Origin of the sequence: Desulfoluna butyratoxydans (genome assembly GCF_900699765.1) — a bacterium.
GTDB classification, from domain to species: Bacteria; Desulfobacterota; Desulfobacteria; order Desulfobacterales; family Desulfolunaceae; genus Desulfoluna; species Desulfoluna butyratoxydans.
In genome coordinates this window covers 205536-218321 of record NZ_CAADHO010000005.1, presented here as the reverse complement: position 1 = coordinate 218321, position 12786 = coordinate 205536, and the positions used below count along the sequence as shown (strand labels likewise).

At 61.7% G+C, this 12786-nt stretch carries 8 protein-coding genes; all 8 read left to right on the top strand.

Translation table 11 applies throughout. The features are described from left to right. The first annotated feature begins 16 nt into the window (after positions 1 to 16). From MSL71_RS14970 to MSL71_RS14935, 8 genes are read left to right on the top strand one after another with little or no spacing between them, the layout of a single operon-like run. Complete coding sequence (locus MSL71_RS14970; protein WP_180141779.1) at positions 17 to 2833, top strand: ABC transporter substrate-binding protein; 2817 nt, start codon at positions 17 to 19, stop codon at positions 2831 to 2833. Between the two features lie 12 nt (positions 2834 to 2845). After that, positions 2846 to 4786 (top strand): SLC13 family permease, encoded by a 1941-nt coding sequence (locus MSL71_RS14965; protein ID WP_180141777.1) that lies wholly within the window; start codon positions 2846 to 2848, stop codon positions 4784 to 4786. Further along, a complete protein-coding gene (locus tag MSL71_RS14960) occupies positions 4783 to 5838 on the top strand; it encodes an ABC transporter substrate-binding protein (protein WP_180141775.1) in 1056 nt (351 codons plus the stop codon). Before MSL71_RS14965 ends, MSL71_RS14960 begins: the two co-directional genes overlap by 4 nt. After that, entirely contained in the window at positions 5831 to 6775 is a 945-nt protein-coding gene (locus MSL71_RS14955) for a phosphoglycerate dehydrogenase (protein WP_180141773.1), read from the top strand. Before MSL71_RS14960 ends, MSL71_RS14955 begins: the two co-directional genes overlap by 8 nt. Positions 6776 to 6787: 12 nt before the next feature. After that, entirely contained in the window at positions 6788 to 7435 is a 648-nt protein-coding gene (locus MSL71_RS14950) for an HAD family hydrolase (RefSeq protein WP_180141770.1), read from the top strand. A 29-nt stretch (positions 7436 to 7464) separates the two neighbouring features. Beyond that, positions 7465 to 8349 (top strand): NAD-dependent epimerase/dehydratase family protein, encoded by an 885-nt coding sequence (locus MSL71_RS14945; RefSeq protein ID WP_180141768.1) that lies wholly within the window; start codon positions 7465 to 7467, stop codon positions 8347 to 8349. Continuing rightward, positions 8349 to 9881 carry a hypothetical protein gene (locus MSL71_RS14940; protein ID WP_180141766.1) on the top strand — a complete coding sequence of 511 codons (1533 nt, stop codon included), beginning with the start codon at positions 8349 to 8351 and terminating at the stop codon, positions 9879 to 9881. Before MSL71_RS14945 ends, MSL71_RS14940 begins: the two co-directional genes overlap by 1 nt. 10 nt (positions 9882 to 9891) lie before the next feature. Next, a complete protein-coding gene (locus MSL71_RS14935) occupies positions 9892 to 12783 on the top strand; it encodes a contractile injection system tape measure protein (RefSeq protein WP_246317806.1) in 2892 nt (963 codons plus the stop codon). Positions 12784 to 12786: the final 3 nt, after the last annotated feature.

Below are 12786 nucleotides of genomic sequence, written 5' to 3'. Positions count from 1 at the left end.
CAAAACAATCCGCTGCATGATCCTTTCGACCCTGTTCGTGGCCGCTTTTGCCCCCTGTCTTCTGTTTGCAGGTGGCAGGGGCGATCTTCACATTGCCGTGGTCTGTCCTTTGTCCGGCAGGAATGCGTCCAACGGCAAGGCGGTGATCCAGGGGGTGCGCCTCTATGTGGATGCGGTGAACAGGGGAGGCGGGGTGGATGGGCAGAAGATCGTTCTGGATGTGTACGACGACGAGGATGACGCGGACACGGCGGCAAAAATGGCCCGTGATATTGCCGGGGCTGATCGGGCGCTGGCCGTCATCGGCCATGAGAGCAGCACCTGCTCCATCATGGGCGGGGAAGTCTACTTGCAGCATCGGATTCCGGCCATATCGCCCACTTCCACGGATGTGCGGGTGACCCGGAGGAATCCCTGGTATTTCCGCATGACCTTTAACAACGAGTTTCAGGGGCGGTTTCTGGCCAATTACATGCGCAAGGTGTTTCGCCAGGGGCACGTGAGCGTTATCCACGAGGACCTGGCCTACGGGGCCAATCTTGCCAAGGTGTTTGTGGGGGCGGCCAGCAACCTGGGGATGACGGTGCCCTATGTGTGGCGATATGACGTCAAGGACAAGGGCCTGGATCAGCGCCTGGAAGAGATTGTCGACGAGCTTGACCGGGCCGGGGAAAAGGCCGGGGCGGTGTTCATCGCCCTGCACCCCCCGGAGGGGTTTAAGCTGATTACCCTGCTCAGGGACCGGGGCATTGAAAATCGCATTGTGTTTGCGGCCGGGCTTTCGTCTCCTAAGTTTCTTCAATTGTTCAGCCGGTATCCCAAGGAGATGGAGCACCCCGGCTACTACACCGACGGCATGTACGCGGCAAGCGGGGTGATCTTTGACACGGCGGATGAAAAAGACCAGGCCTTTATGGAGGCCTACCGCAGGGCCTACGGGGAGGAGCCCAACCGACGGGCGGCGTTTTCCTATGACGCGGCAAAGGTGGTTCACAGGGCCCTTTTAGAGGCGGGAATCTCCGGGGACCTGGAAGAACTGGCCGTGGACCGGCATCGCATCCGGCAGTGGCTGGCATCCCGGGACTCTTCCTTCAAGGCGATCTCCGGGGTGACGGGGCGGACCTATTTCAACGCAGACGGCGATCCGTCCAAGCCCATCACCATGGGCATGTTCAAGAACAGGCGGTTGGTCTCTGCTCCGGTCCAGCTCCAGGAGGTGCCGTCCCTGAGCGAAATCCCCAATGTGCGGGAGGCCCTTGCCCAGGAACGGGTGATCCGAGTGGGGGGGCGGTATTTCTACAAAACCAACGTGGTGTACACCGGGGTGCAGATCAACAAGATCAGTGAGATCGACATCCGGTCCCAGACCTACCTGGCGGATGTGTACATCTGGTTTCGCTACCACGGAAACATCGAGCCCCAGGAGATTGAATTCCTCTATGCTGCCGAGCCTGTGACCATGGGAACCCTTGTGTCGGAAAAGCGCACGGAACGGATGACCTACCGCAAATACAAGGCAACGGGTCGTTTTATGATGGATTCCTATTCGGACCGTCGCATGTACGGAGAGCATGTGCTCAACATCGGCTTCCGGCACCGAACCATGCCCCGGTGCAACCTCGTCTATGTCACGGACCTTCTCGGCATGGAGCCGCCGGAGACCCTTCGGACGAAGATGGAGACGTCCCGGGTTCTGGGACCTTCCGAGGATTGGGCCGTGAGCGGGATCTACTTTTCCCAGGGGGTGTCGAAAAAAGAATCCCTGGGCCATCCCGACCACCTGGAGAGCCAGTCCGGGGTGGTGGACTATTCCAAGTTCAAGATCGGGGTCCGCATCAAGAAAAGGGAGCTGCGCCTGCGCCGGAACCTTCCGCCGGCGGCCGTGAACTATCTGTTCGGCGGCTCTGTAATCGTGTTGCTGTGCGGGTTCTTGCCCGGGATCAAGCGGGAGTCCTTTCTCCTGATAAAGGCCGCCACCGTGGCGATTCTGCTGGTCTCCACCGAGGTGATGCTCCTGCAGTGGTTCCTGGAGCGCCACCAGACCCACCACCTCCAGCCCGTGATCCGCATGTTCGACATCTTGTGGTGGGGTGTTCCGGCGTTTTTCCTGATCCGGTGCATTGAGCGCTACATCTGGACACCCCTGGAGCAGAAGACCAACCGCAGCATTCCCAACCTCGTCAGGCGATTTGTGAAGATTTTCATCTGGATGCTGGTGTGCTTCGGGATCCTCGCCTTTGTCTTTGACCGGAAGATCACCAGCCTCCTGGCCACCTCCGGGGTTATCACCATGATCATCGGCCTGGCCATCCAGGTGAACATCGCCAACATTTTTTCCGGCATCGCCATCAACCTGGAGAGGCCCTTTCAGATCGGGGACTGGATCAAGATCAATGACCTCGGCGAGGGCAAGGTCTCGGACATCACGTGGCGGACCACCCGGATCTGGACGTCGGACAACAACATGGTGAACATCCCCAACAGCATGGCATCCGAGGCTGTCATCGTCAATTACAACCGACCGGACGAGGCCTTCAAGATCGACATCGACGTCCACCTGGACGTGGTGCATCCCCCGGAGCAGGTGGAAGACATTTTGCGGGAGGCCATGCTCTCGGTCACCGGGGTGCGGCGGGCCGAGGTGCTGTTCCGGTTCCATGAGTGGGGCTGCATCTACACCGGGTCGGTGTTTGTCCGGGACTACGGTCAGATCCAGGGGTTTCAGCACGCCGTGACCAAGAAAATCTGGATGGCCCTTACCCGGGCGGGCATTGAGCCCGTGGGGTTGCGCTATGCCCCCTGGGTGGGCCAGGAGCCTTCTTCGGAATCATGATCTTACCATTCCATGAAACAGACGAGAAAAAGGGAGAACGCCATGGGGGAACAGTCCCGTTCCGGTGACCGGGGAGCCTTTCCGTCCCTTTCCAAGACCCTTCTGGGGGATGCCATCCTGGGGCGCGCCCCGGCAGGCGATTTGGCCCACATGCTGATGCACGTGGTGTCGCGTCACATCGACAAAGGGGAGGTGCTTTTCAGGGAGGGAGATGCCGCTGACACGGTGTATCTCGTGCGGCACGGCGCCTTTACCCTCACCGGGGAAGGGGACGGCAGGGTCTGCCTGTGGCGCCGGGCACCCTCGGCACCGGGAGGATACCTCGGCCAGGAGGCCGTGCTGGGGGCCCGGACATACAGCGTTACGGCCGTTGCCGTGGAGCCTGCATCCGTCATCGAGGTGCCCACCCTGGATATCCGGCAACTGGCCGATGCCCACCCGGAGATCAAGAACCTGTTTTTTGATTCGTATGTGAAGCTGGCGTCCTGCGAGACATGCGAGGCTTCCACATTGGCGGGCGATGACCGGGAGAACGAAGAGGCAGCTGTTTTTCCGGTGAGGGAGACGGTGGGGTGGGGCGTCACCCTGCTGGTGGCCCTGGGGTGCTGGCTGGCAGCCTCCGGCCTCGGACTGGAAAAGAACACGGGGTTTTACCTGGCCATCATCGCCTCGGCCGTCGTCCTGTGGGTGTTCCAGCTCGTGCCCGCCTTTGCGCCGCCCCTTTTTGTGGTGATCATGGTGATCCTCCTGGATATCGTGCCGCCGGAGGTGGCGGTCTCCGGGTTCGCATCGGGGAGTTTTTTCATGCTCCTCAGCGTCTTTGGGGTGGGTGCGGTGATGGTGGCATCTGGCCTGACCTTTCGCCTCTCCCTTATGGTCCTCAGCCTGGTGCCTGCTTCCTCGTTCTGGTACAGCGTCTGCCTTTTTTTGAGCGGCCTGTTCCTGACGCCCGTGGTGCCGTCCCAGGGCGCGCGCATGGCCATTGTCTCCCCGTTTCTGGTGGACCTTATGGGGGCGTCGAATCCTTCGGAAAAAGACGTTCTCGGCGCCCATTTCGTCAACAGTACCCTGGGGGGCATCGGGCTGATGGCCTCGGTGTTCCTTACGGGCAAGCCGGCCAACCTCATTGTCCTTGGTCTCTTCGATTACCAGACCCAGTTTGCCTTTCAGTGGATGAACTGGCTTGTTGCCGCCTCGTTCTCCGGGGGGCTCATGCTGATCCTGTTTTTCGGTGCGTCCTGGCTGGTGTTCAGAGAGTCCCGGCGGTTCAGGATTCCCAGGTTCATTGTAGCTGAGCAGCTCAAGGTGCTGGGCCCCCTGTCCCCCTTGGAGCGCACCGCCGTTGTGTCCATGGCCGTGCTTATCCTGGGGATCCTGCTTTCGTCGGTGCACAAGGTGGAGATTCCCTGGGTGGCCCTCTCCATCTTCACCGTGCTGATTCTTTTCGGCGGGGTGGGGAAACGGGAGATCCGGTCCCACATCGACTGGTCCACCCTGCTTTTTGTGGGGGCCATCATTGCCTGGCTGCCCGTGATGTCCCTCACCGGCCTGGACACCCTGGTGGCCGATTACCTGGGCTGGCTCGGGGAGTACATGCGGAGCAGCCTGCCCATGTTTATCGGGCTCCTGTGCCTGCTCATCGTTCTGGTCCGCCTTTTTCTGCCCGAGCCCATCACCGTGATTCTGTTCGTGACGGCCCTGTTCCCCCTGGCCGATGTGGCCGGGGTCTCCCCCTGGGTGGTGGGGTTCATCATCCTGACCATGGCCGAGGCCTACCTTTTCTCTTACCAGTGCGGCTACTTTATCCAGCTCAAGGACATCTTAGGTTTCAAGGGGCTGGAGGGGCACTACGACGAGGGGCGGATCATCCGCTTTAACATCCTCATGATCCTGGGGCGCGTGCTGGCCATCTACGCGTCCCTTCCTTTCTGGAGGTATCTGGACATCATATGAAACCCAAGACAAAGGTATCGGTATGGGTCAGGGCAGGGGTGGTCATGCTGGCTGCGGCCCTTATTGTCTCCCAGAAAGCCCAGAAGCCAAGGATCCTGATTCTCCACAGCTACCACACGGATTACCCGTGGGTGGTTCAGATCAACGAGGGGATCCGGCGCGTGTTCGACGGGCACCACGACATTGCCCTGCGCTACCACTACATGGATTTAAAGAACCATACGGATGAGGATTTCAAGCGCACCGCCGCTTCCACGGCCCATCGCACCATCCGCAAATGGAAACCGGATGTCATCGTTATCTCCGATGACCTCGGGCAGCAGCTGGTGGGACGGCGCTACGTTAACGACAGCACCATCCAGATTGTCTTTTGCGGGGTCAACGGGGAGACCCGAGTCTACGGGTACGAGGGCGCGGGTAACGTCACCGGCATTCTGGAACGCAAACCCCTTTCGGCCATTCGGGAGACCCTGATGATGGTGGCCCGGGCCAAGGGGTTCCGGCCGGAAAAGTCCGGGGGCGATCACCCCAGGGTGGTGTTTGTCTGCGATGCCTCGGACTCGGTGACCGCCGAACTGGCCGAACTCAACGCCTTTGACTGGTCGCCCCTTGCGTGGTGTCCCCCGGTGAGGGTGAGCCAGTTCGGGGAGTGGAAACGGGCGGTGAGGGCGGCCAACGGCTATGCGGACATGATCCTGGTGAGCGATTATCGGGAGTTCCGCCTGCCGTCGGGAGAAAAAGAGCCTGTCCCCCCTTCGGAGATCATGGGATGGACCGAGAAGAACTCGGGGATCCCCATCCTGGGGATGTCCCTGGTCAATGTGGCCGACGGGGGGATGATCTCGGTTTTTACCTCGGGCTATGAGCAGGGGGAGGTGGCAGGCGGCATGGCCCTTGCCATCGCAAGGGGCCAAAACGCCGGTGACATGGAGGTGCAGCGGACCCGGCAGTTTCTTATCTCCGTGAAAAAATCGGCCATGGAACAGCGTGATCTTCCCATCCCCACCATTTACGAGTCCTTTGCCCGGGCCACGGATAACTACTATGACTGAAAACGGCGGCAAGCCCGTTATCCTCATCACCACCTCCACCTTCGGGATCCACGATCCCGCTCCCCTGAAGCGGTTGAAACGTGCCGGCTTCAAGGCGGTGCTCAATCCCTTTGGCAGGCGTCTCACCGAAGGGGAGGTCGCCGGTCTTATCCGGGAGAGCGCCCCCGTGGCCCTTATCGCCGGTGTGGAGCCCTTGACGGCGAAGGTTCTCACGAACGCTCCGGGTCTCAAGGTCATCGCCCGCTGCGGCGTGGGCCTGGACTCCGTGAACATGGAGGCGGCCGCCCGGCTGGGGATTGTCGTGTTTACCACACCGGATGGCCCGGCGGACTCGGTGGCCGAGCTCACCCTGGGGGCGATGCTATGCCTTTTGCGGGGCCTTCACCGCTCGGATGCAGGCATTCGCTCCGGCACGTGGGTCCGCCCCATGGGAGGACTCCTGGCCGGGAAAACCGTGGGGATCATCGGTTTCGGTCGGGTGGGCTGCCGGGTTGCAGGTTTTTTGAGTCCCTTTGGGTGCCGGGTGCAGGTGTGTGATGCCCGCCCACTGACGTCCCTTCCTTTCGGGTGCAGTCAGGTGGGCCTGGCGGAGCTGCTCACGGCCTCGGATATCGTGACGCTTCATCTTCCCTTCAGCCCGGAGAGCCGTTACCTGATGAACAACGAGCGGCTGCAGGCCATGAAAAAAGGGGCCTTTCTTATTAATACCTCCCGGGGTGGGCTGGTGGATGAGGAGGCCCTTTTCCGTGCCCTGGATTCCGGGCATCTTGCCGGAGCTGCACTGGATACCTTTGAGGAAGAGCCCTATGCCGGACCCCTCGTGGGGATGGAGACGGTGCTTCTTACCGCCCATATCGGTTCCTACGCCCGGGAGGGCCGGGTGAGGATGGAGGCTCGGGCCGTGGACGGGGTCCTCGAATGTCTGGGGGGCTCTTAAAAGGAGAGTGTCATGGCATGGCAGGGTGTTTTCTTCGATTTTGACGGGGTCATTCTGGACTCGGTACCGGTGAAGACCGAGGCCTTTGCCCGGATGTTCCGGGATTTCGGTCCGGAGGTCCAAAGGGCCGTGGTGGCCCATCACCTGGCCAACGGCGGTGTCTCCCGGTTCGTGAAGTTCAGGTACTATTACGAGGAGCTGCTTCATCTGCCCGTGGACGACGACGTCCTTGACCGGCTGAGCAGGGAATTCTCCGGGATGGTGAGTCGTGGTCTGCTCACCGCCCCCCTGATCCCGGGGACCCTGGACAGCCTGGCCCTTCTCCATGGAGCAGGGATTCCAGCCTTTGTTGTTTCCGGTGCCCCCCGTGATGAGGTGAGGGACCTTCTGCGGGCCCGGGGCCTGGCCCCATGGTTCACGGAAGTCCACGGGTTTCCCGATTCGAAGCCAGACCTCCTCAACCACCTCCAGGCCCGTCATGGCCTTGAACCCCCTGCCTGCCTCATGGTGGGGGATGCCATGGCCGATTACCGCGCGGCAAAGGCAACCGGCACCCGTTTTCTGGGTATCGTGCCCCAGGGCCAGGCCTCTCCCTTTCCCCCGGGCACGCCGGTTTCGTCGGTTGTCTCCATCCTTGAGAGGCCATCAGGCCACCTTTGATAAAACGTGATGAAAAGGAGTCTGCCACCATGGAAAAAACGGTTGTGTTCGGCGGTTCAGGGTTCATCGGAAGCCATGTGGCCGATGAGCTGAGCGCAAAGGGGTACGGGGTTGTTGTTTTTGACCGGCAGCCCTCCCCCTTTTTGAAGGAGAACCAAGCCATGGTGACCGGGGACCTCCTGGACCGGGAGGCCGTGGCAAGAGCCGTCGAAGGAGCCACAGCCGTGTTTCACTTTGCAGGCCTTGCGGACATTGCGGAGTCGGCAAAGCGCCCCTGGGAGACCCTGGAGACCAATGTCATGGGCACCTGTGCCATCCTGGAGGCCTGTGCCGATGCCGGGGTGGCCCACATCGTGTTTGCCAGCACCATGTATGTCTACAACGAACTGGGGAGCTTTTACCGGGTCTCCAAGCAGGCGTGTGAAAAGCTCATCGAAGAGTACGCCAGGGCCTTTGGCCTGGGGTATACCATTTTGCGCATCGGCACCCCTTACGGCCCCAGGGCCAACGCGTTCAACTCCATCGGGGCCATGATGCGACAGGCATGCGGTGAAAAGAAGCTTACCTGCTACGGGGCCCCGGACGAGGTCCGGGAGTATATCCACGTGTTCGACCTGGCCGAGGCCTGTGTCGGGTGCCTGGAGAAGGGCGCCGAAAACCGGCATGTCATCATGACGGGTAGCGAGGCCGTGCGCCTTGATCACCTGACCCAGATGATCCGTGAGATTTTGGGCAAGGACGTGGCCGTTGAATACCGGCCGAGGAAAACCTCCGGGCACTACCGGTTGACCCCGTATGCTTACAAACCGGAGAGGGCGGTGAAGCTGAGCCCCGCACATCACCATGACCTGGGCCAGGGGCTGCTGGAGATGTGTTACGAACTCGGCTGCAACACATGGGAGGACAAGGGGTGATGCCTATGGACGGATGGTGCCGACTGCGCTGTGCTGTGGGCCCGTGGCTCAGGCGGGCCAGGATGGCCTGGGTGATGTGTGCCGTGCTGATGGTGCCCGCATATCCCGGGGATATTGCGCTTGCCGGCAGCTCGGCCGGGATCACCCCCGTAGACGGGTGTGGGTGCCCTCCGGATACCCATGATTACAAGGGAACCTACGGATTGTTCGACATGCAGGGTGGCAAGGCCCTTGACGTGGACCTCCAGGGGTGGAGTCGTATCGGGCTTTCTGACGGCGCGGTTCCCAGTGTGTTCGGCTACCTGGGCAGGGACGGTAGCGACCTCCGGGAGATGACCCTCGCGGTGCGGGCCTACGGTACCGGGGTGGACCTCATCATTGACCTGGGGATCAGGCGCGAAGGGGATCCACAGGCCGATGGCGGCGCGGCCGTGGCCGAAAAAGCCGATCAAGGGAAAGAGGAGGCCGGTGAGAAGGGGAAAGTACCCCAGGAAAAAACGGGTGAGGGAGAAAACGGTGGCAAGGGTGCCCAAAACGTTCCGTCGTGGGTCAAGGAGGGGGAGGGGGCCTGGGTGGAGGAGGCCAACGCCTTTTCCATTATCAACCTCGCCGAGGAGATTGATGCCTATGTCCAGGGGGCGGAGGCAGACGGGGTGCTTCTGCGGTTTCCCATGGCCTACATCGGGGACTATTTCAATGTGACGGCAACCGACACCAAAGAAAAGGCCGAAGAGCGTCATATGCTTCCCCGGCAGCGGGTCATGAACCTCATCTACAAATTGAAGAAGATGGAGTCCTTCAAGGATGGCGGCGCGCGCATCAACCTGTGTTTGACTCACTGCGATGATGCCAGGGAGGACAGCGTCCTCTACAGCTATCTGGAAAAGCTGCTGGCCGAGGTGGACGTGATCCTGCTGGACGTGGTGGTGCTCATGAAGAACATGACCACGCCGAAACTCAACGAAGCCCTCTGGCAATACTATTCGCCCCTGGTCTCCCTGAAGGACGGGGACAGGTCCAAGGTGTACCATGTGATGTCCTTCGACTGGTACAAGGCGCATCGGAAAAAAGAGGGGTACGAGCCCATGGAGCTGGCTCGGACCCTGGGGTTCGGCGGGCTGGCCATGGACCTCACCGACGAGACGGCCACCGTGTTTCTTGCCTACAACCGGGCACGGCTTGAAGACCAGGGGGACTTTTTTGCGGAGATCGTCTGGAAATCAGGCCTGGGCAATGCCCTTTGTTCCAAGCGTTACCTTATCAAGGGCGCCGCGTGGGCCCTGGGGCTGGGGATGGTCTTTGTGGCCCTTCTTTCCTGCTGGTCCTGGCCCGTGTGCAATTTCATCGAGCGGTTTTACGGTTGGGCCATCGGTACAGGTTTTCTTTTTGCCGGGCTGGTATGGCTCTACGAGGCCGTGAATCCCACGGAGAACAACTGGACCAATGAGACGGCGGCGGTCATCATAGCCACGGCCTGTGCGGTGTTTGTGCTGATCTGGTTGAGAAACCGGCAGCGGGCCCGGTTTCCCTGAGGCAGGTGTGATGACCCCGATCTTCAAAGTACGCAGAGCCCGGTTTGAGGTGGCCCTTCGGGGCGGGCAGGAAGCCCGGGCCATGGAACATGCCCTGGTGCCTCTTTTGCGGCAGAGGGTGATGCCCGTCTTTGAATCTGTGCTGGAGCGCTTTGACTGGCCCGAAGGGGACGTGGTGATTCCCGGGATTGTGCTGGACCTGGGGGAGGTGACGGCAACTGAGGCGGCGGAGCTCATTCCCAAGCGCTTTGAGGCCCGGTTGATACGCCAGCTCACCTCGCATCTGAAGACGCTCAAGGCGCGTCACCCCAGGGGCGGGCCAGAGGCTTCCGATGCCCAGGCACAAAGGCCGGAGCCGAAGCCGCCAACCCGGCACACCAAGGGGGACGGCCGAGAGGCGGCGTTCAGGCGGGTGCTCAAGCAGGTGCTGGTTCTGGGGCGGGGTGGCCGGAACCTGTCGCGCATGGTGGAGCTGTGGCCGGAGTTTCCCTGGGTGGTGAGGCACCTCTTTTTCTATTACGCCCACGAGAGAAACGTTCCCCGTCATGCAGCCCTTTACCTGGGCAGGGACCGGCTGAGGCAGAGCGCCATGCTGCTCTCCCCGGAACACGGGGGCTTTGTGGGAGGCTTTGTGGCAAAGACCGCTGAAAACAGGCTCCTCCTCAAGCATACAGCCCCGGTCTCCGGCGATGCGGACGGGTTTGAGCGGCTCCTGTGGGAGTTTACCCTTGGGTATCTCCTTGTGGAGGGCAAGGCCCGGTTTGAGCGCAGGCAATACGTCTCCCACCTGATCTCCCGCATCGCGTCCCATGAAAATGTGGATGCCAGAAGGCTTCTCCGTGCCTTTCAGGCTGTCTTTCTCCAAGTACCGGGAGCTGCGGGGCAGGAGATGCGGGAGATACTGGGAAGCCTGGCTCGCGATTCGGTCGCTGAAGAGAAGAAACACAGGGGTTCCGCCCAAAAAGGGCAAAAGCATGGGCCGCTGTGGGAACATGGGTCGCTGGAGCGGGTGCTCATTGGCAAGGGCACCCCCGCTGAGATCGAGGCCGTGATACGCTCCCTGGCCGGGGGCGATGCCGAGGTGCGCCGCCTGGTGCTCAATGAGGGCCGTCGGGCCGATGTTCGGTCCGCCATGGTCAAGGCCCTCTCCCATGAGCAGCTTGAATCCCTGGTGGCCGCTTTGGGGCCTGAAGAGGCTGCTGCCGGGCGTTTTGTCAACCGCTGCATTTCCAGGGGTACCACCTTTGAAAAGCGGACCCCGGAGGTTACGGGGCGAGAGGCATTTTCCCACCAGCTCTGGGAGCTGAGCCTCGCCTTTCTCCTGGTGGAGCGAAAGAGCCGGTTCAACTTCAAGCGGTATCTCCAACGCCTCATTTCGGGCATGGCCTCCCGGTACAACATGGCCTACGGAACCCTTCTCTCGGTTTTCAGGGATGTCTACGCCACGGGCGGGGGCAAGCGAGAGCAGGACGACCTGGCCCTGCTGGATGAGTTGTGGATGGAGGAGCACCAGCGAAAGACCCCCGCAACAAAAGAGGGCCGGGCAACGGGGGGGGCAGGTGGTGCGCCCCTTGTTCCCGGGGATGGCAATACCACGTCGGCTTCCGAAAAGCCCCCTGCAGAGACCGGATCCGGGGCTGAACGTCCTGATGCCGTGGTAACAGGGCAGGGGCCATCGGCCGACGGATCGGGCCTAAGTGATCCATCCACGGCTTACCCGGCGCTGGTGCGGTTGCTGCAGCTTCTTGACAGCGATGTGCCCCCCACCCCCGGGGAGAAGGAGCTGTGTGCCCGGGAGATTCGGGCCGCCCTCGCCCGCAACGGGGCCCCTTTCGGAAAACCCCTTGCGGAGAGGCTGAGATCCCTGCGCGCGGCCAGGCGCCTGGCAGAGGTCCTGCCTGCCCGGGACGGAGTCCGGGTCCTTGGGGTGATCGCTCCGTCGTGGGGCCTGGGTGTGCATGGGGTCCTGGATGCCGTGATACGTGCCATCGGAGCGTCAGGCAGGAACTCCGGGCTGGGAGTCTGGGCCCTTCGTATCCGTGCCTGGGCCTTTCAACTGGCCGCGGCCCCTTCCCATGGTCCCATGACGCCGACCCTGTTTCTGCGAAGTCTCCTGGCCTGGATGGGGCGTCACGGCAGCCCGCAATTGGCCGGAACACTCCTTGGCCTGCTGCCCGCCGCAGTGGGAAAAGGCCCCGGAGGAGAAGCGGCGGCAGCAGCCGTCCATGGGGTGCTCTACGGCGGTCGGGCCGGAAACGCCAAGGAGGCGATGGTCACAGCCCCGGCACCGGCCGCTCCAGAAGAAAAAGCCCGGCACGGAAAAAGGTCTGCTCAGCCCATGGCCCCGGATGCAGCCCTGCCCCCTGCAAAGCAGCCATGGGATACGGAGGTACCCGAAGGAGAGGTCTGCCGTGTGGCCAGCGCAGGCCTTGTGATCCTTTCTCCGTATCTTCCCTCTCTGTTTTCACGCCTCGGCTACCTCGAACACGGGCGGTTTTCAGACCCCGCCCAGGCAGACAGGGCCGCCTTGCTTCTTCATTACCTCTCCCACAACGCCCTGGAGACCCCGGAGTACCCTCTGGTGCTCAACCGCCTTCTCTGCGGCACAGCCTCGGAAGGCCGCGTTCTTGACCCCATGGTCCTCTCCGAGGGAGAGACCGGCCTGGCCGACGAGCTGCTCCGTGCCGTCATTGCTCATTGGACAGCGTTGAAAAACACCTCGCCCCAGGGCCTCCGGGAGTCCTTTCTCGTCCGTTCGGGGGATTTGATACTCAAAGAGGGGGCCTGGCATCTCACCGTTGAACCCAGGGCCTGGGATGTGCTTTTGGACCGGCTGCCCTGGGGGATCTCACCCATCAAACACCCCTGGATGAAACAGGTTCTTTACGTGAATTGGAGGTAACAG

Bases quoted from the DNA above. Each gene is read 5' to 3' on its own strand.
- MSL71_RS14970 (WP_180141779.1), top strand. From the start codon at position 17: ATGATCCTTTCGACCCTGTTCGTGGCCGCTTTTGCCCCCTGTCTTCTG.
- MSL71_RS14935 (WP_246317806.1), top strand. From the start codon at position 9,892: ATGACCCCGATCTTCAAAGTACGCAGAGCCCGGTTTGAGGTGGCCCTT.
- MSL71_RS14940 (WP_180141766.1), top strand. From the start codon at position 8,349: ATGCCTATGGACGGATGGTGCCGACTGCGCTGTGCTGTGGGCCCGTGG.
- MSL71_RS14965 (WP_180141777.1), top strand. From the start codon at position 2,846: ATGAAACAGACGAGAAAAAGGGAGAACGCCATGGGGGAACAGTCCCGT.
- MSL71_RS14955 (WP_180141773.1), top strand. From the start codon at position 5,831: ATGACTGAAAACGGCGGCAAGCCCGTTATCCTCATCACCACCTCCACC.
- MSL71_RS14945 (WP_180141768.1), top strand. From the start codon at position 7,465: ATGGAAAAAACGGTTGTGTTCGGCGGTTCAGGGTTCATCGGAAGCCAT.
- MSL71_RS14960 (WP_180141775.1), top strand. From the start codon at position 4,783: ATGAAACCCAAGACAAAGGTATCGGTATGGGTCAGGGCAGGGGTGGTC.
- MSL71_RS14950 (WP_180141770.1), top strand. From the start codon at position 6,788: ATGGCATGGCAGGGTGTTTTCTTCGATTTTGACGGGGTCATTCTGGAC.